The following is a 25,157-nucleotide window of genomic DNA, read 5'->3' as shown; positions in this document are numbered from 1 at the left end:
GATCCGGTTTGATTTCCCTTCATCAAATTTTGATGATATCCCTTCAATCCAGGGAGGGGCTTCCGTGGCCAGGACGACGCTGCAAGACGTCGCAAGGGAAGCCGGCGTCAGCGTTGCGACCGTCGATCGCGTGCTGAACGGACGTGCCGGCATCCATGCGCGCATGATCGACCGCGTGAAAGCGGCGGTGGAACGGCTGCAATACGAGCCGGACCGGCTGGCCTCGCGCCTGTCGCGGCCGCGCGATTTCCGCTTCACCGCGATCCTGCCGGTCGGCAGCAACGACTTCATGCACACGCTGGAAGGCGAGTTCCGCACCCTCGCCCGCCGCTACGATTCCGAGCACGTGGCGATCGACGTCCTGCAGGTCGACGTCTTCGACGGCGAGGCCCTGGCCGAAGCGCTGGAAAGACTGCCGGCCGAGCTGGACGGCGTCGCCGTGGTGGCGCTGGACCACCCGGCCGTGGTCGAAGCGTTGAACGCCCTGACGGCCCGCGGCACCACGGTGGTGACGCTGGTCTCCGACCTGCCGAGCGCCAGGCGACACCACTATGTCGGGCTCGACAACCATGCCGCCGGCCGCAGCGCCGCCAGCCTGCTGGGCCGCTTCCTGGGGCCGCGCCACGGCAAGGTCGGGCTGATCGCCGGGTCGCTGCAGCTGCGCGACCATATCGAGCGGCAATTCGGTTTCGAGCAGGTGATCGCCCGCGAATTCCCGCAGCTGGAGGTGCTGCCGCTGCGCGAGGCGCGCGACGATCCCGGCCGGGTCGAGGCCGCCGCCCGCACCCTCCTGGACGAGAACCCCGACCTGGTCGGCCTGTACAATGTCGGCGGCGGCCAGCAGGGCGTGGTCGCGGCGCTGGAGGCGACCGGCCGCGCCCGCGACATCGTCTTCATCGGCCACGAGCTGACCGAGTTCACCCGCCGCCACCTGATCCGCGGCACCATCGACGCCGTCATCAACCAGGATGCGGGCCATATGGCGCGCAGCAGCATCCGGGTGCTGCTGGCGCTGCGCGAGGGCGTGCCGATCGTGCCGGACCAGGAGCGGATCCGGATCGACATCTTCATCCGGGACAACCTGCCATGACCGCCGCTCCCTCTCCTGCCCCCGCCGGCGGCCCGGTGCTGTCGGTCCAGGGCCTCGGCAAGACCTTCGGCACCGTCGCCGTGCTGCAGGAGATCGGCTTCGACCTGCTTCCGGGCGAGGTCCACGCCGTGATCGGTGAGAACGGCGCCGGCAAGTCGACGCTGATGAAGATCCTGGCCGGGCATCTGGCGCCGACCGCCGGCAGCATCAGCATGAACGGCGCGCCGATCCGCTTCGCCGGGCCGGTGGACGCCGAGCGGCACGGCATCGTGCTGGTGCATCAGGAGATCCTGCTGGCGCCGCATCTGACCGTGGCCGAGAACCTGTTCCTGGGCCGCGAGCTGCGCCGTGGTCTCGCGGTCGACGACCGCGCCATGAACGCCCGCGCGGCCGAGGCGGTGCGGTCGCTGGGGGCGGAGATCGACCCGGCCGTCGTGGTCGCCCAGCTGTCGATCGCCCAGCGCCAGCTGGTGCAGATCGCCCGGGCGCTGCTGGTGCCGCACAGCGTGGTGATCTTCGACGAGCCGACGGCGTCGCTGACCTCGCATGAGACCGACGCGCTGCTCAAGGTCATCCACGACATCCGCGCCAAGGGCATCGGCGTGCTCTACGTCTCGCACCGGCTGCCGGAGGTGAAGGCGATCGCCGACCGGGTGACGGTGCTGCGCGACGGCCGTCTGGTCGGCACCCGGCCCGCCGCGGAGCTGGAGCCGCTGGACATGGCGCGGATGATGGTCGGTCGCGACATGGCCAATCTCTACCCGCCGCGCACCGACGCCCCGGCCGGCGAGCCGGTGCTGGAGGTCCGCGGCATGACCGTGCCGCGCTACGCCGAGGACGTGTCCTTCACCCTGCGGCGCGGCGAGATCCTGGGCTTCGCCGGGCTGGTCGGCGCCGGCCGAACCGAGCTGCTGGAGGGCATCCTGGGGCTGCGCACCGCCCAGGGCGAAGTCCGCCGCGACGGCAAGCCGGTGCGCTTCGCCACGGTGCGCGACAGCATGGCGGCCGGCATCGCTCTATCTCAGCGAGGACCGCAAGGGCAAAGGCCTGCTGCTGGCCCAGGATCTGCGCATCAACCTGACCCTGGCGGCGCTGAAGCGCTTCACCCGCGGCCCGGTGATCGACACGGCGAAGGAGTGGGCGGAGCTGGACCGCGCCATCACAGCCTTCGACGTGCGCACGCGGCGCCGCGATCTGCTGGCCGGGCAGCTGTCCGGCGGCAACCAGCAGAAGCTGCTGCTGGGCAAGATGATGCTGCTGGAGCCGGAGATCGTGGTGATCGACGAGCCTACCCGCGGCATCGATATCGGCACCAAGCAGCAGATCTACCGCTTCGTCGCCGAGCTGGCGGCCCAGGGCAAGTCGGTGATCGTCATCTCCTCGGAGATGCAGGAGCTGATCGGCCTGTGCCACCGCATCCTGGTGATGCGGTCCGGCCGCATCGTCGGCGAGGTCGCCGGCGAGGCCATGACCGAGGACGAGATCGTGACCTACGCCACCGGCGTGAAAACCATGGCACCGGCGGAAGCGCCGACGGGGACCGCATGAGCACCAGCACCACCACGACACCCGCCGGGCGGGGCTTCAGATTCGATATCCGCACCGCGGCGCCATTCTTCGCGCTGGCCGTGCTGATCGTCGTCGGCGCCCTCCTGAACCCGAACTTCCTCACCGCCGACAACCTGCTGAACGTGGCCACGCGCAGCGCCTTCATCGCCATCATCGCGGTCGGCGCCACCTTCGTCATCACCGCGGGCGGGCTGGACCTGTCGGTCGGGTCGATGTCGGGCTTCGTCGCCGGCGCCATGATCCTCTTGATGAACGCGGCACCGCTCGGCGACGGCACCAGCCTGATCGCGCTGGCCATGGCCGTCGCCATCGTGCTCGGCGCGCTGTGCGGCCTGGGCAACGGGCTGATCACCACGGTCGGGCGGATCGAGCCTTTCATCGTCACCCTCGGCACCATGGGCATCTTCCGCGGCTTGCTGATCTGGTTGGCCGAGGGCGGATCGATCGCGATGAAGGCGCCGGACCTGCGGGCACTCTATCGCCCGGTCTATTTCGGCACGGTGTTCGGCGTGCCGGTGCCGATCCTGGTGGTCCTGGCGGTCGGCGCGCTCGGCGCCTTCGTGCTGTACCGCACGCCGTTTGGCCGCCATGTCCGCGCCGTCGGGTCCAGCGAGGACGTCGCCCGCTATTCCGGCATCGCCGTCGACCGCATCCGCACCCTGACCTATGTGATCCAGGGCGTCTGCGTCGCCGTGGCGGTGCTGGTCTATGTGCCGCGGCTCGGCTCCGCCACCTCGACCACCGGGCTGTTGTGGGAGCTGCAGGCGATCACCGCCGTGGTGGTCGGCGGCACCGCGCTGCGCGGCGGCGTCGGCCGGATCTGGGGCACGATCTGCGGCGCCCTGATCCTTGAGGTCGTCGGCAACATCATGGCCCTGTCCAACCTGGTCAGCGAGTACCTGATCGGCGCGGTGCAGGGCGCCATCATCATCATCGCCATGCTGGTGCAGCGATCGCTGCTGCGCCGGCCGGGCAATTAGGGCCGCCCGTTCGTAACAGGCTCGATTTGTGTGGGAGGAATTTGATGCGTTTCAAGATGATCGGCCTCGCGGCCGTGGCCCTGATGGCGGCCTTCGGTGCCGCCCAGGCGCAGGAGAGCAAGACCATCGCGGTGTCGATCCCGGCCGCCGACCATGGCTGGACCGGCGGCGTCGTGTATCACGCCCAGGAGCAGGCGAAGGCGCTGGAGGCCCGCTATCCGGGGCTGAAGGTGATCGTCAAGACCTCGCCGGACGGCGCCTCGCAGGCCAATGCGCTGGAGGACCTGACCACCCAGGGCATCGACGCGCTGGTGGCGCTGCCGCACAACTCCGACGAGCTGACCGACCCGATTCGCCAGGTGAAGTCTAAGGGCGTCTTCGTCACCGTGGTCGACCGGGCGCTGAGCGATCAGTCGATCCAGGATCTCTATGTCGCCGGCAACAACCCGGAGCTCGGCCGCGTCGCCGGCAAGTACATCAAGGACACGCTGGGCACCGGCGACGTCGTGGTCATCCGCGGCCTGCCGATCGTGATCGACGAGGAGCGGATCAAGGGCTTCGACGAGGCGATCGCCGGCAGCGGCATCAAGGTTCTGGACAAGCAGTTCGGCAACTGGAGCCGCGACGACGCCTTCAAGGTGATGCAGGACTACCTGGCCAAGTTCCCGAAGATCGACGCGGTGTGGTGCCAGGATGACGACATGGCTGTGGGCGTGCTGGAGGCGATCCAGCAGGCCAACCGCACGGACATCAAGTTCGTGGTCGGCGGCGCCGGCATGAAGGACATGGTCAGACGAGTGATGGACGGCGACAAGATGGTCCCGGTCGACGTGTTGTACCCGCCGGCCATGGTCGCGGTGGCGATGGACCTGACCGCCGCCAACCTCTACGACCACGTGCCGGTGCGCGGCCGCTACATCCTGGACGCCACCCTGGTGACCAAGGAGAACGCCAAGGAGTTCTACTACCCGGACTCGCCGTTCTGAGGCATGGATTGTAAAGGGGCGGGAATAGTTCCCCGCCATCCCCCTACGCTGTCATGCCCGGGCTTGACCCGGGCATCCAGAAACTGTCGACATCCTCTGGATTGCCGGGTCAAGCCCGGCAATGACAGTAACGAGAAAGGCCCAGCCCTCACGAGCTGGGCTTTTTTCATTTCCGGGTCCGACCCGAATGTGCTTCCTCAGAAATTCAGCGCCTTGGCCTGGACCACGCTGGGCAGGCCCATCACGGCCTTGACGATCTCCTCCGCAACCGGGCTGTCGACCGAGACCAGGGCCAGGGCGCTGCCGCCCTCCGGCCGGCGGCCAAGGTTGAAGTTGGCGATGTTGATGCCGGCGTCGCCCAGCACCGTGCCGAGGCGGCCGATGAAGCCCGGCTTGTCCTCGTTGCGCACGAACAGCATGTTGCGCGCCACCTCGGCCTCCAGCGAGATGCCCTCGAGCTCGACGATCCGCGGCTTGGTGCCGGCAAAGAGTGACCCGGCGATGCTGCGGGTCTGGCGCTCGGTCGTCACCGTCAGCCGCACCAGCGTGTGATAGTCCTCGCAGGTCTCGCGCTTGGTCTCGCTGACGTCGATGTCGTATTCGCGCGCCACCACTGGCGCCGACACCATGTTGACGCTGTCGAGCAGCGGCCGCAGCAGCCCGGCCAGGATCACGCTGGTGATCGGCCGGGTGTTGAGCTGGGCGACGTCGCCCTCATAGGTGATGTTGACCGCCTTCAGCCGGGTCTCGGTGATCTGGCCGGCGAAGCTGCCGAGCTGCTCGACCAGCGCCAGGTACGGCTTCAGCTTCGGCGCCTCCTCCGCCGTCACCGACGGCATGTTCAGCGCGTTGGTCACGGCGCCGGACAGCAGGAAGTCCGAGATCTGCTCGGCCACCTGCAGCGCCACATTCTCCTGCGCCTCGCTGGTGGCGGCGCCGAGATGCGGGGTGCAGACCACGTTGGGCAGGCCGAAGAAGGCGCTTTCCTTCGCCGGCTCGACCGCGAAGACGTCCAGCGCGGCGCCGGCGACATGACCGGATTTCAGCGCCGCCAGCAGGTCGTCCTCGACGATCAGCCCGCCGCGGGCGCAGTTGATGATGCGCACGCCCGGCTTCATCTTGGCGATCGCCGCCGCGTCGATGATGTTGCGGGTCTGGTCGGTCAGCGGCGTGTGCAGCGTGAGGAAGTCGGCACGCTGGAACAGCCCGTCCAGCTCGACCTTCTCCACGCCAAGGTCCAGCGCCCGCTCCGGCGACAGGAACGGGTCATAGGCGATGACCTTCATCTTCAAGCCGATGCCGCGGTCGGCGACGATCGAGCCGATGTTGCCGCAGCCGATCAGCCCCAGCGTCTTGCCGAACAGCTCGACGCCCATGAAGCGGGACTTCTCCCACTTGCCGGCATGGGTCGAGGCGTTGGCGTCCGGCAGCTGCCGGGCCAGCGCGAACATCATGGCGATGGCGTGCTCGGCGGTGGTGATGGAATTGCCGAAAGGCGTGTTCATCACCACCACGCCGCGCTGGGTGGCGGCCGGGACGTCGACATTGTCGACGCCGATGCCGGCGCGGCCGACGACCTTGAGGTTGGTCGCGGCGGCCAGCACCTCCTTGGTCACCTTGGTGGCCGAGCGGATGGCGAGGCCGTCATACTGGCCGATGATCGCCTTCAGCTCCTCGGGCTTCAGATCGGTGCGGACATCGACCTCGACGCCGCGGTCGCGGAAGATGGCGACGGCGGCCGGGGACAGGGCGTCGGAAATCAGAACCTTGGGCATGGACGTGGCTCCATAAGAGCAATCGTCATGGCGAGCCCCGAAGAGGCGCGGCAATCCAGGGGCTGGTGCCGCTGGATCGCCACGTCGCTTCGCTCCTCGCGATGACGAGGATGTGGGGAGAGACTAGGCGGCCAGCTTCAGCTCGGCCCGGGCGCGGTCGAACGCCCAGTCGAGCCACGGCAACAGCGCCTCGAGATCGGCGGTGTCGATCGTGGCGCCGCCCCAGATGCGCAGGCCCGGGGGCGCGTCGCGATAGCCGTTGATGTCGAAGGCGACGCCTTCCTTCTCCAGGAGCGAGGCGATCTTCTTCGGCACCGCGGCCTGAGCCTCGTCATCCAGCGCCGTGACCGCCGGATCGACGATCTTCAGGCAGATCGAGGTGCAGGAGCGGATCGCCGGATCCGTCGCCAGGAAGTCGACCCAGGGGGTACGCGCGACCCAGGCGGCCACGGCGGCCAAATTATTCTCCGACCGCTCGATCAGCTTATCCAGGCCGCCGATCTCCTCGGCCCAGGCGAGGCCGTCGATCGCGTCCTCGACGCACAGCATCGACGGGGTGTTGATGGTCTCGCCCTTGAACGGGCCCTCGGCCAGCTTGCCCTTGGAGGTCAGGCGGAACACCTTCGGCAGCGGCCAGGCCGGGGTATAGCTCTCCAGCCGCTCCACCGCGCGCGGCGACAGGGCCAGCATGCCGTGCGCCCCCTCCCCGCCCAGCACCTTCTGCCAGGACCAGGTGACGACGTCGAGCTTGTCCCAGGGCAGGTCCATGGCGAAGGCGGCCGAGGTGGCGTCGCAGATCACCAGGCCCTGGCGGTTCGCCGGGATGGCGTCGCCGTTCGCGAGGCGCACGCCGGAGGTGGTGCCGTTCCAGGTCAGGACCACGTCACGATCGAAATCGACACGCGCCAGGTCCGGCAGCTCGCCATAAGGCGCTGTGAAGGTGCGGACGTCCGGCAGCTTGAGCTGCTTGACGACATCGGTGACCCAGCCTTCGCCGAAGCTTTCCCAGGCCAGCAGGTCGACGCCGCGGGCGCCGAGCAGGGTCCACAGCGCCATCTCGACAGCGCCGGTGTCCGATCCCGGCACGATGGCCAGGCGCCAGCCGGCGGGCATGCGCAGCACGCGCTTCGACCGCTCGATCACGTCGGCGAGCTTGGCCTTGCCGATGCCGGCGCGATGCGACCGGCCGAGGGCGGCATTCTGCAGCGCCTCGAGCGACCAGCCGGGACGCTTGGCACAGGGACCGGAGGAGAAATTGGGGTTCCGCGGACGGAGTCCGGGCGTGGGGGCGAGCGCGCTCGCAGTCATGTCTATCCTTCCAGATAGCAGCGTCCCGGTGGGGGGACGTGGCCCGCCGCGGAGAATAGAGATCGACGGCCCTGCGTCAATCGCTATCTGCAAAGCGTCCGACGCAGGTCAGGCTGCGCAATGTTGCGCAAGGCGGTCGACAGCATCCGTCCGCCCCGCCGGCACACGATCCGCCGCGCCCTCCAAAAGCCGCTTTCGCAGGGATTCATAACGACAAAAGCACTTAATCGATGGTGGTTCGCAGAAATCCTGACCTCATTCTCTCTATCGAGCGTGCATTTGGACGTAACTTGAGTTTTGGGAAGGACTGAATATGAAAACTCACCTAGTTCTAGCATTGTCGGCTTTTCTCTCTGGCTGCCAAGGCTCAAACGTCACGCCGTCAGCACAGCAATCTCCGCAAGGCCTTGATACAAAATCAGAATATCTTCAATTCTCACTTCCCAAAGAATCAAAAGTGGGGTACGAGGCACACAGTCCGTCACTTCATATCGTTGAATATGTAAAACTCAGTGAATCTGTCGAACAATGGACTGCCATGATTACAATCATTATACAGAGTCGCAGTTCATATTCCGATCTAAATGATTTTTTCCAGATAGCACCCAACAGGCTGCGCGCCGGGTGCGCCGTTGAAGCGACTGTGGAGTCACCGAAACGCTTCTTCGACGGCCCTTACCCGGCCGGTATACAGACGGCGATCTGCGGCAGGACAAAGGGGTTTGGGCAAGCGGAGATCTTGATCCTCAAGGCCATCGAAGGAAAGTATGGCATCTACCAGATGCAGTACGCCTGGAGACTTCCGCCCGTCGCCGACTCCCGAGACATCATGTTCCCGGAACACGCCCGCAGAGGCGCGACGGAAGCCCTCGCCCAGGCCCAACTATGCGATCGAGAGCGGCCGCGCCCTGAGTGTTGATACGAGAGAACCCTACGCCGCCGCGCTCTCGATCGTGGCGCAGATCTCGCCGACCAGTGCCTCGATCAGCACCGCATCCTCGCCCTCGGCCATCACCCTGATCACCGGCTCGGTCCCCGATTTGCGGATCAGCAGGCGGCCGTCCTTGCCCAGCCTGGCCTCGGCCGCGGCAATCGCCTGCTGCACCGGCGCCTGCTCCAGGGGCGACGGCGCACCCGGCACCGGGGTGAAGCGGACGCTGCGCAGCCGCTGCGGCATCGGCTCGAACACCCGGAACACCTCGCTCGACGGCCGGCCGGATTGCTGGATCACCGCCAGCACCTGCAGCGCCGCGATCAGCCCGTCGCCGGTGGTGGCGTGGTCGCTCATGACGATATGGCCGGACTGCTCGCCGCCGAGATTGAGGCCGCGCTCGCGCATGATCTCGACCACATAGCGGTCGCCCACGGCCGTCCGGATCAGGCTGATGCCGAGCCCATCCAGGAACCGCTCCATGCCCAGGTTGGACATCACGGTGGCCGCCACTGCCGGCTGGGCCAGGCGGCCGCCGGCGAACCAGTCGCGCGCGATCATCGCCATCAGCTGGTCGCCGTCGATCTGGCGGCCGGTCTCGTCGGCCATGATCAGCCGGTCGGCGTCACCGTCCAGCGACAGGCCCAGATGGGCGCCATGGACCACCACCGCCTGCTGCATCGCGTCGGTCGCGGTGGCGCCGCAGCCCTTGTTGATGTTGAGCCCGTCCGGCGCCACGCCGATGGTGATCACCTCGGCCCCGAGCTCCCACAGCACCGCGGGGGCGACCTTGTAGGCGGCGCCGTTGGCGCAGTCGACCACCACCTTGAGGCCGTCGAGCCGCAGCCCCTTGGGGAAGGTGTTCTTGGCGTATTCGATGTAGCGGCCGGAGGCGTCGTCCAGCCGCCGGGCGCGGCCGAGCCGGGCCGGCGCCGCCAGCTGGTCGGCGGCCGGCTGGGCGATGCGATCCTCGATCTCGCGCTCGACCTCGTCCGACAGCTTGTAGCCGTCCGGCCCGAACAGCTTGATGCCGTTGTCCTCGAACGGGTTGTGCGAGGCCGAGATCATCACCCCCAGATCGGCGCGCAGCGACCGGGTCAGCATGGCGATGGCCGGGGTCGGGATCGGGCCGACCAGGGTGACGTCCATGCCGGCGCCGATGAAGCCCGCGGTCAGCGCCGGCTCCAGCAGATAGCCGGACAGGCGCGTGTCCTTGCCGATCACCACCAGGTGGCGATGGTCGCCGCGGCGGAACTGCGCCGCCGCCGCCGTCGCCACCTTCAGCGCCGTCTCAGCCGTCATCGGTTCGACATTCGCGCGACCGCGGATGCCGTCGGTCCCGAACAGCTTGCGCGTCATCTAATCCCCTGCCTCCAGCTCGGTCCCCGCCTGCAGCGCCGACCACACGGCCAGCGCCTGCCGCGTCTCCGCGACGTCATGCACCCGTAAGATTTGCACCCCATGCGCCACGCCGTACAGCCCCGCCGCGATCGACCCCGGCATCCGCGCCTTCGGGTCGGCGGCATTGGACAGGGTGCCGATGAAGCGCTTGCGCGACACGCCGAGCAGCACGGTGCTGCCGAGACCATGCAGCAGCGACAGGCCGCGCAGCAGCGGCAGGTTGTGGCTCACCGACTTCTTGCCGAAGCCGATGCCGGGGTCGACGGCGATGCGGCCGGGCGGAATGCCGGCGGCGGCGCAGGCCGCCACCCGCTGCTCCAGCCAGTCGAACACGTCGAGCAGGACGTCGTCATAGACGGGGTTCTCCTGCATCGTGCGCGGCTCGCCCCGGATATGCATCAAGACCACCGGGCAGCCGCCGCGGGCGACCACCCCCAGGCTGGCGGGATCGCCGGTCAGGCCGGTGACATCGTTGACGATGCGGGCGCCGGCGGCCAGCGCCGCCCGCATCACCACGGCGTGGCGGGTGTCGACCGACACGGTCAGGCCGCGGCCGGCCAGGTCGCGGATCACCGGCTCGATCCGTGCGATCTCCTCCGCCGGCGACACCGGGGCGGAGCCCGGCCGGGTCGATTCGCCGCCGATGTCGAGGATCTCCGCCCCGGCTTCGGCCAGGGCCAGTCCCTGGGCGATGGCACGGCCGGAATCGGCGAAGTCGCCGCCGTCGGAGAAGCTGTCGGGAGTGACGTTGACGATGCCCATCAGCCGTGGCCGGTCGAGGTCAAGGCCGGCGAAAGCGGGGCGTGGCCGGCTGAGCCGGTCGAGCCGGTCGTCGACCGCGGCGGCCAGGCCGTGCCGGCCCGCCCAGCGGCGGAGGGCCGCGAGGTCAGCGACGGCGCTTACGCAATCCGAGCCGACCCCATCCTTGGACTCTGTTTTCTCTGCCCCCCTCAGGATCAGCTCGACCCGGTCGAAGGCCAGCGGCCCGCCGGCCAGCGGCAGCGCGTCGGGCGCAGCGTCGGTCAGTCCGAGCGGGCGCAGATACAGACGCACCCCGGGGCCGCCAGCCCAGGGCGCGAGATCGTCGGAGAGGGAAACGGCACGGGCCGCGTCGAAACGCGGCCCGTGGGTCTTGTCAGTCGTCACCCGGTCAGGTTCCCGGTCCGATCACGTACCAGGCTGGGGCTCCGGGTCGATGCCCTTGGCGCCGCCCGAGGGCACCGAGGTGCGCTTGCCGCTGGTCGGGCGCTTCGGCGGCGGCGGGTCGTCGGTCGGCTCCGGCCGCACGATCGCCTCGCCGCGCAGGATCAGGCCGCGCACCTCGTCGCCGGTCAACGTCTCGAACTCGAGCAGCGCATTGGCCAGCAGATGCAGCTGGTCGATATGCTCGGTCAGGATGTTGCGGGCCGTGCTCTCGGCCTCCTCGATCAGGCGACGCATCTCCTCGTCGATGATCTTGGCGGTCTCTTCCGAGATGTTCTGGGTCTGCGTCACCGAATGGCCCAGGAACACCTCCTGGCCGTTCGAGCTGTAGCGCAGCCGGCCCAGCTTCGGCGACATGCCCCATTCGGTCACCATGGCGCGGGCCAGGTTGGTCGCCGCCTGGATGTCGCTGGAAGCGCCGCTGGTCACCCGCTCAGGCCCGAAGATCAGCTCTTCCGCCAGCCGGCCGCCGAAGGTCATGGCCAACCGCGATTCCATCTGGATCTTGGCCCAGCTGATGCGGTCGTTCTCCGGCAGGCTGACCACCATGCCGAGGGCCCGGCCGCGCGGAATGATCGTCGCCTTGTGGATCGGATCATGCTCCGGCACGTACAGCCCGACGAGGGCGTGGCCGGCCTCGTGATAGGCGGTGGTCTTCTTCTCGGCATCGGTCATGACCATCGAGCGGCGCTCGGCGCCCATCATGACCTTGTCCTTGGCCTCCTCGAACTCGGCATGGGCGACCACGCGCTTGCCGCGCCGGGCAGCCAGCAGCGCCGCCTCGTTGACCAGGTTGGCCAGGTCGGCGCCCGAGAAGCCGGGCGTGCCGCGGGCGATGACGCGCGGGTCGACATCCGGCGCCAGCGGCACCTTGCGCATATGGACCTTGAGGATCTTCTCGCGGCCCATGATGTCCGGGTTCGGCACCACCACCTGGCGGTCGAAGCGGCCGGGGCGCAGCAGCGCAGGGTCCAGCACGTCCGGGCGGTTGGTGGCGGCGATCAGGATCACGCCCTCATTCGCCTCGAAGCCATCCATCTCGACCAGCAGCTGGTTCAGCGTCTGCTCGCGCTCGTCGTTGCCGCCGCCCAGGCCGGCGCCGCGATGGCGGCCGACCGCGTCGATCTCGTCGATGAAGATGATGCAGGGGGCGTTCTTCTTGCCCTGCTCGAACATGTCGCGGACGCGGGACGCGCCGACGCCGACGAACATTTCGACGAAGTCCGAGCCCGAGATGGTGAAGAACGGCACGTTGGCCTCACCCGCGACCGCGCGGGCGGTCAGGGTCTTACCGGTACCCGGAGGGCCGACCAGCAGCACGCCCTTGGGGATCTTGCCGCCCAGGCGCTGGAACTTCTGCGGGTCCTTCAGGAACTCGACGATCTCCTCGAGCTCCTGCTTGGCCTCGTCGATGCCGGCGACGTCGTCGAAGGTGACGCGGCCGGTGCGCTCGGTCAGCAGCCGGGCGCGGCTCTTGCCGAAGCCCATGGCCTTGCCGCCGCCGGACTGCATCTGACGCATGAAGAAGATCCAGACGCCGATCAGCAGCAGCATCGGCAGCCACGACATCAGCGTCGTCAGCAGCAGGTTCGGCCCCTCGGGCGCCGCGGCCTGCACCTTCACGCCGGCCTGCGTCATCTTGTTGATGATGTCGGTGCCGTCCGGGACGTAGGTCTGGAACGACCCGCCGCCACCGTTCTGATTGTAGTGGCCGGTGACGGTCTGGCCCTGGACCTTGGCATCGAGAACCTGACCCTTCTCGACTGCGGTCACCAGGTCGCTGTAGGCCAGTTCACCCTGCGGGCTGCGGCCGCCGGAGCTCTGAAACAGATTGAACAGCGCCAGGAGCAGCAGGCCGATGATGATCCAGAGCGCGAAGTTCTTGCCGAAATTGTTCACGGACGGTCGCCTCATGTCCCGCGCATACCGCTTGCGCGGCGTCACGGCGTCGTGGGTCCCCGGAATGCCTCCGGAGGCTCGTTACTAGATAATATAGCGCCGCGCCTAAACAACCGGGAATCCATTCGGCAGCAACAGCCAAAGCGGCTCGAACCGCAGAATCAGGGCGTTTCCGGTCATGTCGGCCAGGCTCGGGGGCCGCAGCACGTGGCCATTCCGCCACAGCGCCGGCAATACCGCGGCCGCATCGAAGGGCAGATCGTCGGGACGGCCCTGCCCCGCCGCGGCGTCGCCCCAGGCCGCGATCCGGTCATCCGGGGTGACATCGGCGGGCGTTTCGATGCGGAAGCGGCCGTCCCAGAGCAAGGATGTGCTGGGCGTCGGCCCAAGGATCTCCGGCAGGGCACGGCGCTCGCGGAACACCAGCAGCCGGTCGCCGGCGGCGCGCAGGCGGCAATGCCCCAGGGTGCGACCCAGCAGCGCACCGTCGCGCATTGCGTCCACCAGCCGCTCCAGCGCATCGAAGCGGGCCTCGGCGCCGCCGCCGATGCAGGCGGTGACGGAGCCGAGCAGGCGGCGGGCGATTTCCGGCTCGGCCTGGCGCAGGGCCGACAGGTCGATGGCGGCATAGCCGGCGGGGTCGAGCCGCACGGCGCGGCGGCCGAGATCGGCAGCGATCCGCTGCAGCGCATCGCGGGCCTGGCCGGCGCGACGGGCCAGGGCGAACAGCCGGTCGTCGGTCAGCCCCTCGGCCGCCAGCACTTCGCGGGCGGCGCGCAGCCGGGCGCGGGCGTAGCGGCTGCGGCGGTTGGACGGGTCGTCGACCGGGACAACGCCGAATCCGGCGCAGCTGGCGACCAGCCGGGCCTTCGGCAGGTCCAGCAGCGGCCGCAACAGCCGGCCCCAGGGCGCCGGGCGCCAGGCGGCCATGCCCGCCAGCCCGTCGATGCCGCTGCCCTTGGCCAGGCGCAGCAGCACGGTCTCGGCCTGGTCCTCGCGCTGGTGGGCGACGGCCAGGTCGCGGATGCCGTCCTCGCGGCAGGCCTGGCCCAGCAGGTCGTAGCGGGCGCGGCGCGCCTGGTCCTGCGAGGCCCGAGCGGGGGCGTCGGTCCAGGTCAGGATGCGGTGGGGGATGTCGTACCGGGCCAGGGCAGCGCCGGTGGCGGCGGCTTCGGCGGTCGAGTCCGGACGCAGCCGGTGGTCGACGATCAGGGCCAGAAGCTGGCCACCCCTCTGCCGGACCCAGCGTGCGGCGAGGAGGCTGAGCGCCATGCTGTCGGGACCGCCCGAGACGGCGACGGCAAGGCGGAGAGGCCGGTCGAACGGGCCGAGGCGGTCGAGCCGCGCGGCGAATTCGTCATCCGAGACGGGCTCGGGCGCGACCGGGTCGGGCGTGACCGGGTCGGGCATGCATCAGCAGCGCAGCAGCTGCTGCTGGTCCTTGGCGCGGCGTATCATCTGCGGCGGGGCGTCGGGATAATCCGCCACCAGCCGGGCGAAGGCGTCGCAGGCCGGGCGGTCCTGCCGGGCCGCCAGCAGCGACTGGGCCAGGCGCATCAGCGCATCCGGCGCCCGCGGCCCGCGCGGATCCATCGACCAGGCGGTGTTGAAGGCGTTGGCCGCCTCGCCCGGGCGGCCCTGGGCCAGCAGGGATTCGCCGAGCCCATAGGCGGCGGCCGCATCGCCGCCCGGGGCCGCGGCGAGGCCGTAGGACTGCGGCTCGGTCGCGGCGAAGCCCGGGACCGAAGTCCCGGGGTCGGCCGCGCCCATGTCCTGAATCATGCCGCCCAGGCTGTCGCCCTGGCCGTCATAAACTGGGGGCAGCGGTTCGGCGTCGGACCGCTTCGGCGGCATCAGCGGCGTCGGGGTGAAGGGCTGCGGCGTCCGCGGCGCGGCCGGGGCGGTCTGGGCCGGCGCCCGCTTGGCCGGGGCCGGAGCCGGCGCCGCCTTGCTGCTGCCGCCGCCGCCGCCCTCGAGCTCGTTCAGCCGGAACTCGATGTCGGCCTGGGCCCGCTTCAGCTGATCGGCGAGCTGCTGGTTCTGGTACTGCAGCTGCTCGATCTGGCCGGTCAGCTGCGAGATCTGCTGCTCCAGCGTGCTGACCCGGACTTCGAGCTGGGCCTCGTAGCTCTGCGCCCGGCCGGGCCCGGCCGGGGCCAGGACCGCGACGGCGAGCGCCGCGGCCGCAAGAATACTCCATCGCCTGTGCGAAGCCGGCATGTCGCCTCCACCTCCATGGTTCGGGGCACGGGACCGATCCGATCTTGGGCCGATCCAAGCGGCGAAAATAAGACGCGCCGGGCACGGCGACAACGGCGATGCCGCTGCCGCCGTCCGGCGCGCAAGTCGTCCGACCAGCGGTGGGCAGCACCGAAGGCGCCGCCCGCCATCCGGGTGGAGATCAGTTGACGACGGTGACCGCCCGGCGGTTCTGCGCCCAGGCCGACTCGTCGTGGCCCGGCACCGCCGGGCGCTCCTTGCCGTAGCTGATGGTGGTGATCCGCGACGGAGCCACGCCATTGGCGATCAGGTAGTTGCGCACCGAGTTGGAGCGGCGATCGCCGAGGGCGAGGTTGTACTCGCGGGTGCCGCGCTCGTCGGCATGGCCTTCGACGGTCACGGCGACGGTCTGGTACTGCTGCAGCCAGCCGCCCTGCTTGTTCAGCGTGGCCTGCGCCTCGGGGCTCAGGTCGAAGCCGTTGAGCGAGAAGAACACCCGATCGCCGATGTTCTGCGCCAGATCCTGCTGCGAGCCGGGGACCGCGGTGCCGCCGGAGCCGAGGCCGCCGGCGCCGGCACCGGTGCCGGCGTTCTGGGTGGAGCTGCAGGCCGTGGCCAGCAGCAGAGCCCCCATGAGGGACACAATCTTGAGACGCATGGTTCTTTGCCCCTGACGTGGATCCGACTTTACGATTCGGAAAGCGGTTGAGGGAAAAGCAGGTTACTGCCTGCTCCGCAAGGTATTTCTTGCGTTATTTCTAGCATTTCCGCGGCTTGCCGTCACGGCAGCAACGGCGACCACGCGGCGTCGGACGCGTCGAAGGGCGTCGGCACCGCGGCGCTGACCCGGCCGGTGATGTCGACGCTGACCAGCTTGCTGCCGCCGCCGCCGCTGGCCGTGTACATCAGCACGCGCCCGTTCGGCGCCCAGGTCGGGGCTTCGGCCAGGAACCCGGAGGCCAGGTCACGCTCGCCGGTGCCGTCCGGCCGCATCACACCGATCGAGAACTGACCGCCCGAGATCTTGGTGAAGGCGATCAGGTCGCCGCGCGGCGACCACACCGGGGTGCCGTAGCGGCCCTGGCCGAAGCTGAGCCGACGCACGCCCGACCCGTCGGAGTTCATGATGTAGATCTGCTGGCTGCCGCCGCGGTCGCTCTCGAACACGATCTGCGTCCCGTCCTTGGAATAGGAGGGCGAGGTCTCGATCGAGGGGTCGGAGGTCAGGCGCTGCGCCGAGCGGGTGCGCAGGTCCATGACGTAGATGTCGGTGTTGCCGCCCTGCGCCATGCTGAAGATCACCCGGTTGCCGTCCGGGCTGAAGCGCGGCGAGAAGGTCATGTTCGGGAAGTCGCCGAGCGATTCCTGCCGGCCGCTGCCGAGGTCGAGCAGATACACCCGCGGCTTGTTGTTCACATAGGCCAGATAGGTGATCTGCTGCGTGTTCGGCGAGAAACGCGGCGTCAGCACCAGCTGGGAGCCATCGGTCAGGAACTGATGGTTGGCGCCGTCCTGGTCCATGATCGCCAGCCGCTTGACCCGGTTCACCTCAGGCCCGGTCTCGGAGACGTAGACGATGCGGGTGTCGAAATAGCCGTCCTCGCCGGTCACGGCGCGGTAGATCTCGTCGGCGATCTTGTGGGCGACGCGGCGCATCAGGGCGCTGTCGCCGGTCAGGGTCAGGCCGGTCAGCTGCTGCTCGGCGGCGACGTCCCAGAGCCGGAAGTCGACATCGAAGCGCCCGTCGCCGCGCGGCCGGACCTGGCCGGTGACCAGGGCCTGGGCCGCCAGCACCTTCCAGTCGGCAAAGCGCGGGCCCTGCTGCAGCGACGCCGCATCCTGGGTGAAGGCGCGCGGATCGATCGGCGCGAACAGGCCGGAGCGCTGGAGATCCGCCGAGATGATCTGGCTGATCTGGCTGCCGACCGGGTCACCGGGGAAGTCGGTGATGGCGATCGGCATCGGCTGCGACACGCCCTGGTTGATGTCGATCCTGATCTCGGCCTGGGCCGGCGCCGCCGCCAGGGAGAAGGATACGACCGCAGCCAGGGCGGCCAGCGTGGTGTGAAGGAAGCCTCGTTTCATAGTCTGCACCTCGGTTCCTGGCTGGTCAGAACATGTCCTTGGGGTCGAACACAAGAAGGAACGAATCGTTCGGCCATCCGCCACCCGGCATCGGCCAGGGCTGGCAGGCCGGATTTGCGACCGCCCTTCGCGCGGCATTGGCCCAGGCCCGGTCGCCACCGTCGTTCGCCACAGTGATGTCCTGGGGCAGGATGGTGCCGTCGGGCTGGATCTGAGCAACCCTGATCTCGACGACAGGCTTGTTCATCGCACCTTCCAGCGGGCCGGTGTTCCAGCACTGCTTGACCTTGTCACGGATGGCTCCCTCGTCGCCGCGCGACAGACGGGTCGCCGGCCCGCCCTGCCCCGATGCCCGCTGCTGGCGGTTCGACTGCCGGCTGGATTGGCGCCCACTGGGTTGGCCGTCCAACAGGCCTGCAATCTCGTCGCCCTGCGGCTGCGACGGCGCGGTGGATCGCGTCGACGTGGTGGGGCCCTGCTGCGTCGGTGCCGGCGGCGGCGCCTTCGGCCGGGAGCCCGGACGCGGTGCCTCGGTCGGCGAGATCGCCATCGGATCGGCCTGGGCGGTCTGGGTCGGCGGCGTCGGCGGGGACGGAGTCGGGGTCGGCTCCGCCTCCGGCCTGCCAGAGGCCGGGTTCGGCCGCTGCGGCGGCGGGGGCGGCGGCGGTTGTGGCGTCGGCGGAGGTGGCGGCGGGCTGCGGGTCGGCTCCGGCGACGGTGCCTGTACCGGGGGTGGTGGAGGCGTGGGCGGCGGCGAAGTCGGCCTCGGCGGCGTCGGCAGTTCCGGCGCCTGCGGCGGCGTCTTCGGTGCCGGCGGGGTCGGCGGCGGAGGCGGCGGCGAGGCCGGCTCGGGCTCCGGCGCCGGGCGCGCCTGCGGCGTCGGCTCGGACTGGCGCGGCTGCGGCAGTTGCGCCACCTTCGGCGGCTCCGGCCGCTGCGCCGGCGGCTTCGGCGACGGCGGCGTCTTCGCCGCGGCCGGCGGCGGCGGCGCCTCGGCGTCGCCGGTGGCATCCGGCGCCGGCGGGCGCTCCGGCGCGACCTCGCCGGTCGCACCCTGGTTCACCTCGTCGGCGCTGACGATCTCCACCGGCACGACCGCGATCGCCGGCGCGTCGCGCCGGAACAGCGGCAGCCCGAGCATCAGCACGATCAGCAGGACGCCGTGCAGGGCCAGGGAGATGATGAGACTGGGACGCATGGGGCTGGGTCAGCGCCTCGGTGCCGGAGCGGTCGGTGCGGCGGCCGGCACGGTGGTCACGGCGGCCTGGCCCTTCGGCGTCTCGGAGATCAGCGCCACCCGGGTGAAGCCGGCCGCGGTGATGGCGCCCATCACCTGCATGATCCGGCCATAGGCCAGCGCCTGGTCGCCGAACACGAAGATCCGGGTCTCGTTCGGGCCGCCACCCGCCGCCGAGGCCTGGGCCTTGGCGATCGCGGTCAGCATCGGCACCAGGTCCTCCGTCGCCACCTGCTTCTTCTGCACGTAGATCTGGCCGGCGGCATCGATGGTGACCTGGAGCGGATCCTCCTTGGTCGGGATGTTCTGGGCCCGGGTCTGCGGCAGGTCGACCGGCACGCCGACGGTCAGCAGCGGCGCCGTGACCATGAACACGATCAGCAGCACCAGCATGACGTCGACGAAGGGCGTGACGTTGATGTCGGAGTTGGGGCGGAAGGTGCGGCGGCCGCCGCGCCCCCGGCCGGTGGCGTGGGAGAGCGAGACACCCATCAGCTGCGGTCCTCGAGATAGCGCGACAGGATCGCGCCGAATTCGCCGGCGAAATTCTCCAGCCGCTCGGCGTATTTGTTCAGATCGTTCGAGAACTTGTTGTAGGCGGTGGTGGCGGGAATGGCGGCGAACAGGCCGATGGCGGTGGCGAACAGCGCCTCGGCGATGCCCGGCGCCACCACGGCGAGGCTGGTGTCGGCCTGGGCGGCGATCGACTGGAACGAGTTCATGATGCCCCAGACCGTGCCGAACAGGCCGATGAAGGGCGCGGTCGAGCCGACCGAGGCCAGCACGGTCATGCCGCGCTCGACCCGGCCGAGCTCACGCGTCATGGTCACCTGCATCACCCGGTCGATGCGCTGCTGCAGCCCGGCGCGCATGCTGCCCGAGGCGCCGATGCCGCGGTCGGCGGCGATGCGCCATTCCTTCATGCCGGCGGCGAAGGTGGCGGCCATCGGGTCGGGCGGGTTCGCGCCGACCTGGTCATACAGGTCGTCGAGCGACCCGCCGGACCAGAATGCGTCCTCGAAGGCATCGGCCTGGCGGTTCAGCCGGCGCACGCGAATCCACTTCTCGAAGATGATCGCCCAGCACCAGACCGATGCCGCCAGCAGCAGCAGCATCACGAATTTGACGACCACATCGGCCTGCAGGAACAGGCCCCACATGCTCATGTTGTGCATGGCACCCTGCCCGACCGTCTGGGCGGTTTCGATCACCGACTGCTCCATACCTTCGCCCTTCACTCCGCCGCGTGTGACGCGGTCTGACCTTTGATCGCGTTGAAGACCTCGCGGAGCCGGGGCGGCATCCGTGCCGCCCGGCCGTCACGAGTGATGCAGGCCAATTTCAGCAGCAATGTGACGATGTCATCCCCATTCCGCCGGATCGCCTGCGACATATCGAGACTGGCACCGCCGATGGCCGTCACCCGGGTCTCGACCGTCAGCTGGTCGTCGAGCCGGGCGGAGCGGCGGAAATCGATGGCGCAGTGCCGCACGGCGAAGGCGATGCCGGTCTGTTCCAGCATCGACCACTGCTCGAACCCCGCCGCCCGCAGAAGCTCGGTCCGCGCCCGCTCGGCGAAGCGCAGATAGGAGGCGTGATAGACGATTCCCGACCCGTCCGTGTCCTCCCAATAGACCCGGACGGGGAAGAGATGAGGCGCGGTCACGGCTCGTCTTCCGCCAGCAGGTCGAGCTGGGAGGCGGCGCGCTTCGGTTCGGCCAGGCCGAGCGCGCGGTAGGCGCGGTCACCCAGCATGCGGCCGCGCGACGTGCGCTGCACCAGGCCCTGCTGCAGCAGATACGGCTCGATCACATCCTCGATCATGTCGCGCTGCTCGCTCAGCGCCGCCGCCAGCGTCTCAACCCCGACCGGGCCGCCGCCGTAATGCTCCGCGATCAGGCGCAGATAGCGCCGGTCCATGGCGTCCAGCCCGGCCTCGTCGACGTCGAGGCGCCTCAGCGCCTGGTCGGCGGCGCGGGCGTCGATCCGGTCCAGCCCGGCGACCGCGCCGAAATCGCGCACCCGGCGCAGCAGCCGGCCGGCGATGCGCGGGGTGCCGCGCGAGCGCTTGGCGATCTCATGCGCGCCCTCGTCGGTCAGCGGGCAGCCCAGCAGCCGGGCGCCGCGGGCGACGATCGATTCCAGCTCCGGCGTGCCGTAGAAGTTCAGCCGCAGCGGGATGCCGAAGCGGTCGCGCAGCGGTGTGGTGATCAGCCCCGACCGGGTGGTGGCGCCGACCAGGGTGAAGGGCGGCAGGTCGATCCGCACCGACCGCGCCGCCGGCCCCTCGCCGATGATCAGGTCGAGCTGGAAATCCTCCATCGCCGGATACAGGATCTCCTCCACCGCCGGGTTCAGGCGGTGGATCTCGTCGATGAACAGCACGTCGCGCGGCTGCAGGTTGGTCAGGATCGCCGCCAAGTCGCCGGCGCGGGCGATCACCGGGCCGGAGGTGGCGCGGAAGCCGACGCCGAGCTCGCGCGACACGATCTGGGCCAGCGTGGTCTTGCCCAGGCCGGGCGGGCCGAACAGCAGGACATGGTCCAGCGCCTCGGCCCGACCGCGGGCGGCGGTGACGAAGACGCGAAGATTGTCGCAGACCTCGCGCTGGCCGACGAAATCCTCCAGCGTCTGCGGCCGCAGCGAGGCTTCGTCGTCGCCCTGGCGCTCGCCGGTGACGATGCGGTCGGGCCCATTATCGCTGAGGGGGGCGCTCATGACGCCAGCTCACGCAGGGCGGCGGGGATGATCGCCGACACGGTCGCCTCAGGGCCCAGCTTGCCGCCGGCCCTGGCCACCGCGGCGAATGCTTCGGCCCGGCCGTAGCCGAGATTGACCAGGGCGGAGACCGCGTCGGCCGCGGCGCCCGCCTCCGCCGGTGCGGTCGCGGCGCCCCCGGTGTGGAACGCGGTGGCGGCCGGCCCGAGGGCGATGCCGCCGACCTTGTCCTTCAGCTCCGACGCGATCCGGCCGGCCAGCTTCGGCCCGACGCCTTCGGCCCGGGCCAGCATCGCCTTGTCGCCGGCGGCGATGGCGGTCGCCACCTGGTCCGGCGACAGCACCGACAGGATGGCGAGGGCGACCTTGGCGCCGACCCCCTGCACCGTGGTCAGAATGCGGAACCAGTCGCGCTCCGCCGTGTCGACGAAGCCGTACAGATGGATGTGGTCCTCGCGCACATGGGTCTCGACATGCAGCGCCACCGCCTCGCGCGGGCCGCCGAGCAGGCCGAGGGTGCGACGCGAGCAGAAGACCAGGTAGCCGACGCCGTTGCAGTCGATCACGGCGTGGTCGCCCCCGGCGCTGTCCAGCAGGCCGCGCAGCCGGGCGATCATCGCGCCACCTGCAGCCGGATGCCGGCGATGCTGGCCTCGGTCTGGCGGTGATGGGCGTGGCAGATCGCGACGGCCAGCGCGTCGGCCGCGTCCGGAGTCTTGAAGGTGGTGCCGGGCAGCAGCATCCGCACCATGTGCTGGACCTGGGTCTTGTCGGCATGGCCGGCGCCGACCACCGACTTCTTGATGTGGTTGGCGCCGTACTCCGCGACCCGCAGGCCGGCCAGGGCCGGCACCAGCAGCACCACGCCGCGGGCGAGGCCGAGCTTCAGGGTCGAGGTCGGGTTCTTGTTGACGAAGGTCTCCTCGACCGCCGCCTCGTCCGGCGTCCAGCTCCGGATCACCTCGACCAGCCCGTCATGCAACTGCACAAGACGGGTGGCGAGGTCGGCCTTGTCGTCGGAATCGACGCGGCCGTCGGCGATGTAGCGCAGCCGGTTGCCATCGACATCGAGGATGCCCCAGCCGGTGTGGCGCAGCCCGGGGTCGAGGCCGAGGATCCTCATGGACGGTCCAGTGCCGGCAACCGGCCTCGACCATATACTTCGATGTGATTGCCGGGCTTGACCCGGGCATCCAGAGGATGTCGACATCCTCTGGATGCCCGGGTCAAGCCCGGGCATGACAGAATGGGGAATCTGGCTGAGGGCAAATCAAGACCCGACCAGCCGCTCGCGGCCGTCCGGTCCTGTCCTATCGCCAACCCCCGAAACGTCATCATCCCTCCGCCGGCTCAGGCCGTGAGCCGCGCCATGATCTCATCCGGGATCTCGAAATTCGCCGAGACCCGCTGCACGTCGTCGTTGTCGTCGAGCGTGTCCAGCAGCTTCAGCAGCGCCGCACCCTGCTCCTCGTTCACCGCGACGGTGTTGAGCGGGCGCCAGACCAGCCCGGCCGAATCCGGCGCGCCGAACGTCTCCTCCAGCGCGTCGCGCACGGCGGCGAAGCCCTCGACCGAGGTGGTCACGGTGTGACTCTCGTCATCGCTCTGCACGTCGTCGGCGCCGGCCTCCAGCGCCGCCTCGAACACCGCGTCGGCGCTGGCCGTCTTGGCCGGGAACACCAGCTCGCCGACCCGGTTGAACATGAAGCTGACCGAATTGGTCTCGCCCAGCGACCCGCCATGCTTGGTGAAGATCGAGCGCACTTCCGCCGCGGTGCGGTTGCGGTTGTCGGTCAGCGCCTCGACGATCACGGCGATGCCGGCCGGGCCGTAGCCCTCGTAGCGGATCTCGACATAGTCGCTGTCGTCGCCGTCGCCGGTCGCGCGCTTGATCGCCCGCTCGATGTTGTCCTTCGGCATGTTCTCCTTGCGCGCGGCCTGGATGGCGGCGCGCAGGCGCGGATTCATCGCCGGGTCGGGCAGGCCGAGCTTGGCGGAAATGGTGATCTCGCGCTGGAGCTTGGTGAAGATCTTGCCCCGCTTGGCGTCCTGCGCGCCCTTGCGATGCATGATGTTCTTGAACTGTGAATGACCGGCCATGGGGCAGTGCCTGACTGACTTGGGAAACTCGCGGCGGGAGACATATGCGGCCGGCCCGGCGACGGCAAGCGCCACCGCACGCTCACCGGCGCCGCGTTAGGCCCAGACTATGGCGGTTTTGTGGCCCGGAGGAAAGAGGCACGAAAGTTTCCGGCCCGGGAGATTCCGTTTCACCGCAATCGGATAGGCGGGATTGCGGAGAAGTAAGTTGAATTCGATCAACCCGCCGATTCGGCCGGCGCGAAGCCGGTCGGCCAGGCCGGCGACAGCCGGCCGCCGAGGCGCAACGGCTCGACCCGGCGGGCGAGTCCCGTGGTCTCGTCGGTCTCCAGCACCAGGCCGCAGATCGTCGGCTGGCCCTCGGCCGGGGTCAGCCGCTCGGTCGGCATCTTGCGGATGAAGCGGGCGATCGCCGGCTCCTTGACCATGCCGATGACGCTGTCGTAGTCGCCGCACATGCCGGCATCGGTCTGGTAGGCGGTGCCGCCGCGCAGGATGTGCAGATCCGCGGTCGGGATGTGGGTGTGGGTGCCGACCACCAGCGTCACCCGGCCGTCGAGATGGTGGCCCATCGCCATCTTCTCGCTCGACGCCTCGCCGTGGAAATCGACGATGATGGCGTCGACCACGCCCGGCATGGCCATGTCGGCGAGCAGCTTGTCGACCGCGGCGAAGGGGTCGTCCAGCGCGTCCATGAACAGCCGCGCCATGATGTTGACCACCAGCACCTGGCGGCCGCCGCGGGCCTGCAGCAGGGTGGCGCCGCGCCCCGGCGTTCCGGGCGGGAAGTTGGCCGGGCGCACCATCCGCTTGTCGCGGTCGATGCTGCCCAGCAGCTCGCGCTGGTCCCAGACATGGTTGCCGGTGGTCAGGCAATCGACGCCGGATTCGTAGAACTCCTCGGCGATCTTGGGCGTGATGCCGAAACCGCCGGCCGAGTTCTCGCCGTTGACCACGACGAAATCGAGATCGAGGCGCTGCCGCAGCCGCGGCACCTGCTCCATCACCGCCACACGGGCGGCACGGCCGACGACATCACCCAGGAACAGAATGCGCATCCGAAATCCGTCTCAAACAGCCATGCGGATCGCTTCACGATCCGTCACGATCCAATCCAGGGCCTCGTCGTGCAGGCCGACCGGCACCGCCGTGACCTCCTGCCCGGCATAGCCGACGCCGACCGCCACGACCTGCCGCTGCGCCCGCAGCCCGGCCAGGGTGCGGTCGTAGAAGCCGGCGCCGTAGCCCATGCGGAAGCCCTTGCGGTCGAAGCCGAGCAGCGGGACGAACAGCAGGTCGGGCACCCGCTCGGGCGCGTCGGGCGCCGGCACCGACACGCCGAACACGCCCTCGACCAGCGGCGCCTCCGGCGTCCAGTCGCGGAACACCAGGGGTTGCCCCCTGCCCTGCACCACCGGCACGCAGGCGGCATGGCCGCGATCGATCGCAGCGCGCAGCAGCGGCAGCGGGTCGAGCTCGTCGTCGATCGGCAGATAGCCGCTGACCACCCCGCCCGGCGGCAGGGGAATCGCCTTCAGGACGATGTCGCGGAGTCGCTCTCCCGCCCCGGCGCCATACTGTTGGTGGTAGGCCGCACGCCGCTGACGCGCCGCGGCCCGGAACGCCTTCTTGGCGTCGCGCAGTTCCGTGTCGTC

The 25,157-nt window shown here is 69.6% G+C and carries 24 protein-coding genes and 1 pseudogene; 6 read left to right on the top strand and 19 right to left on the bottom strand.

Annotation, left to right across the window (positions count from 1 at the left end):
• Positions 1–64 precede the first annotated feature (64 nt).
• The 5 genes and pseudogenes from QFZ27_RS24085 to QFZ27_RS24065 all read left to right on the top strand — a co-directional run bounded on the left by QFZ27_RS24085 (position 65) and on the right by QFZ27_RS24065 (position 4,625).
• Complete coding sequence (locus QFZ27_RS24085; protein WP_429229000.1) at positions 65–1,090, top strand: LacI family DNA-binding transcriptional regulator; 1,026 nt, start codon at positions 65–67, stop codon at positions 1,088–1,090.
• Positions 1,087–2,025: pseudogene (locus QFZ27_RS24080) on the top strand (sugar ABC transporter ATP-binding protein); the annotation flags it as partial. The gene QFZ27_RS24085 and the pseudogene QFZ27_RS24080, both read left to right, overlap by 4 nt.
• Before the next feature lie 181 nt (positions 2,026–2,206).
• Positions 2,207–2,638, top strand: coding sequence for an ATP-binding cassette domain-containing protein (locus tag QFZ27_RS24075; RefSeq protein ID WP_429232490.1), 432 nt, complete (start codon positions 2,207–2,209; stop codon positions 2,636–2,638).
• Positions 2,635–3,639, top strand: a complete 1,005-nt coding sequence (locus QFZ27_RS24070; RefSeq protein ID WP_429232489.1) for an ABC transporter permease — start codon at positions 2,635–2,637, stop codon at positions 3,637–3,639. The genes QFZ27_RS24075 and QFZ27_RS24070 overlap by 4 nt, the downstream gene beginning before the upstream one ends.
• A gap of 44 nt (positions 3,640–3,683) precedes the next feature.
• Positions 3,684–4,625, top strand: a complete 942-nt coding sequence (locus QFZ27_RS24065) for an ABC transporter substrate-binding protein (protein ID WP_429228999.1) — start codon at positions 3,684–3,686, stop codon at positions 4,623–4,625.
• Positions 4,626–4,822: 197 nt separating this feature from the next.
• On the opposite strand, the gene serA is transcribed toward QFZ27_RS24065, so the two are convergent.
• A complete protein-coding gene (gene serA, locus QFZ27_RS24060) occupies positions 4,823–6,400 on the bottom strand; it encodes a phosphoglycerate dehydrogenase (RefSeq protein ID WP_429228998.1) in 1,578 nt (525 codons plus the stop codon).
• A 123-nt stretch (positions 6,401–6,523) separates the two neighbouring features.
• On the bottom strand, positions 6,524–7,708 hold the full coding sequence (locus QFZ27_RS24055) for a phosphoserine transaminase (RefSeq protein ID WP_429228997.1): 1,185 nt from the start codon (positions 7,706–7,708) through the stop codon (positions 6,524–6,526).
• Positions 7,709–8,021: 313 nt separating this feature from the next.
• Here QFZ27_RS24055 and QFZ27_RS24050 point away from each other — a divergent pair, with 313 nt between their 5' ends.
• Positions 8,022–8,627, top strand: a complete 606-nt coding sequence (locus QFZ27_RS24050) for a hypothetical protein (protein WP_429228996.1) — start codon at positions 8,022–8,024, stop codon at positions 8,625–8,627.
• Positions 8,628–8,639: 12 nt separating this feature from the next.
• On the opposite strand, the gene glmM is transcribed toward QFZ27_RS24050, so the two are convergent.
• The 17 genes from glmM to QFZ27_RS23965 form a co-directional block, all read right to left on the bottom strand.
• Positions 8,640–9,998 (bottom strand): phosphoglucosamine mutase, encoded by a 1,359-nt coding sequence (gene glmM / locus QFZ27_RS24045; RefSeq protein WP_429228995.1) that lies wholly within the window; start codon positions 9,996–9,998, stop codon positions 8,640–8,642.
• Positions 9,999–11,186: a dihydropteroate synthase gene (gene folP, locus QFZ27_RS24040; RefSeq protein WP_429228994.1), complete on the bottom strand. Its 1,188-nt coding sequence runs from the start codon at positions 11,184–11,186 to the stop codon at positions 9,999–10,001. It abuts the gene before it with no gap.
• Between the two features lie 21 nt (positions 11,187–11,207).
• Positions 11,208–13,157 (bottom strand): ATP-dependent zinc metalloprotease FtsH, encoded by a 1,950-nt coding sequence (gene ftsH / locus QFZ27_RS24035; protein WP_488168131.1) that lies wholly within the window; start codon positions 13,155–13,157, stop codon positions 11,208–11,210.
• A 90-nt stretch (positions 13,158–13,247) separates the two neighbouring features.
• Positions 13,248–14,552 (bottom strand): tRNA lysidine(34) synthetase TilS, encoded by a 1,305-nt coding sequence (gene tilS / locus QFZ27_RS24030; RefSeq protein WP_429228993.1) that lies wholly within the window; start codon positions 14,550–14,552, stop codon positions 13,248–13,250.
• Between the two features lie 3 nt (positions 14,553–14,555).
• Positions 14,556–15,362, bottom strand: coding sequence for a tetratricopeptide repeat protein (locus QFZ27_RS24025; protein ID WP_429228992.1), 807 nt, complete (start codon positions 15,360–15,362; stop codon positions 14,556–14,558).
• Positions 15,363–15,543: 181 nt separating this feature from the next.
• Positions 15,544–16,020 carry a peptidoglycan-associated lipoprotein Pal gene (gene pal / locus QFZ27_RS24020; protein ID WP_429228991.1) on the bottom strand — a complete coding sequence of 159 codons (477 nt, stop codon included), beginning with the start codon at positions 16,018–16,020 and terminating at the stop codon, positions 15,544–15,546.
• A gap of 122 nt (positions 16,021–16,142) precedes the next feature.
• Positions 16,143–17,456 carry a Tol-Pal system beta propeller repeat protein TolB gene (tolB, locus tag QFZ27_RS24015; RefSeq protein WP_429228990.1) on the bottom strand — a complete coding sequence of 438 codons (1,314 nt, stop codon included), beginning with the start codon at positions 17,454–17,456 and terminating at the stop codon, positions 16,143–16,145.
• A gap of 16 nt (positions 17,457–17,472) precedes the next feature.
• Complete coding sequence (locus QFZ27_RS24010) at positions 17,473–18,645, bottom strand: hypothetical protein (protein WP_429228989.1); 1,173 nt, start codon at positions 18,643–18,645, stop codon at positions 17,473–17,475.
• Positions 18,646–18,654: 9 nt separating this feature from the next.
• Positions 18,655–19,176: a protein TolR gene (gene tolR / locus QFZ27_RS24005; RefSeq protein WP_429228988.1), complete on the bottom strand. Its 522-nt coding sequence runs from the start codon at positions 19,174–19,176 to the stop codon at positions 18,655–18,657.
• Positions 19,176–19,907, bottom strand: coding sequence for a protein TolQ (tolQ, locus tag QFZ27_RS24000; RefSeq protein ID WP_429228987.1), 732 nt, complete (start codon positions 19,905–19,907; stop codon positions 19,176–19,178). Before tolQ ends, tolR begins: the two co-directional genes overlap by 1 nt.
• A gap of 11 nt (positions 19,908–19,918) precedes the next feature.
• Positions 19,919–20,350 carry a tol-pal system-associated acyl-CoA thioesterase gene (gene ybgC, locus QFZ27_RS23995; protein WP_429228986.1) on the bottom strand — a complete coding sequence of 144 codons (432 nt, stop codon included), beginning with the start codon at positions 20,348–20,350 and terminating at the stop codon, positions 19,919–19,921.
• Complete coding sequence (gene ruvB, locus QFZ27_RS23990; protein WP_429228985.1) at positions 20,347–21,402, bottom strand: Holliday junction branch migration DNA helicase RuvB; 1,056 nt, start codon at positions 21,400–21,402, stop codon at positions 20,347–20,349. Before ruvB ends, ybgC begins: the two co-directional genes overlap by 4 nt.
• On the bottom strand, positions 21,399–22,019 hold the full coding sequence (ruvA, locus tag QFZ27_RS23985) for a Holliday junction branch migration protein RuvA (RefSeq protein ID WP_429228984.1): 621 nt from the start codon (positions 22,017–22,019) through the stop codon (positions 21,399–21,401). The genes ruvB and ruvA overlap by 4 nt, the downstream gene beginning before the upstream one ends.
• Positions 22,016–22,525: a crossover junction endodeoxyribonuclease RuvC gene (gene ruvC, locus QFZ27_RS23980; protein ID WP_342238253.1), complete on the bottom strand. Its 510-nt coding sequence runs from the start codon at positions 22,523–22,525 to the stop codon at positions 22,016–22,018. The genes ruvA and ruvC overlap by 4 nt, the downstream gene beginning before the upstream one ends.
• A 227-nt stretch (positions 22,526–22,752) precedes the next feature.
• Entirely contained in the window at positions 22,753–23,502 is a 750-nt protein-coding gene (locus QFZ27_RS23975; protein ID WP_429228983.1) for a YebC/PmpR family DNA-binding transcriptional regulator, read from the bottom strand.
• Between the two features lie 218 nt (positions 23,503–23,720).
• Positions 23,721–24,560, bottom strand: a complete 840-nt coding sequence (locus tag QFZ27_RS23970) for a TIGR00282 family metallophosphoesterase (protein WP_429228982.1) — start codon at positions 24,558–24,560, stop codon at positions 23,721–23,723.
• 12 nt (positions 24,561–24,572) lie between these two features.
• Complete coding sequence (locus QFZ27_RS23965; protein ID WP_429232487.1) at positions 24,573–25,145, bottom strand: 5-formyltetrahydrofolate cyclo-ligase; 573 nt, start codon at positions 25,143–25,145, stop codon at positions 24,573–24,575.
• Positions 25,146–25,157 lie beyond the last annotated feature (12 nt).

Source organism: Inquilinus ginsengisoli, assembly GCF_050434925.1.
Lineage (GTDB): Bacteria > Pseudomonadota > Alphaproteobacteria > DSM-16000 > Inquilinaceae > Inquilinus > Inquilinus ginsengisoli_B.
The sequence above is the reverse complement of the archived record's forward strand: the minus strand, read 5'-3'. Positions and strand labels throughout refer to the sequence as shown.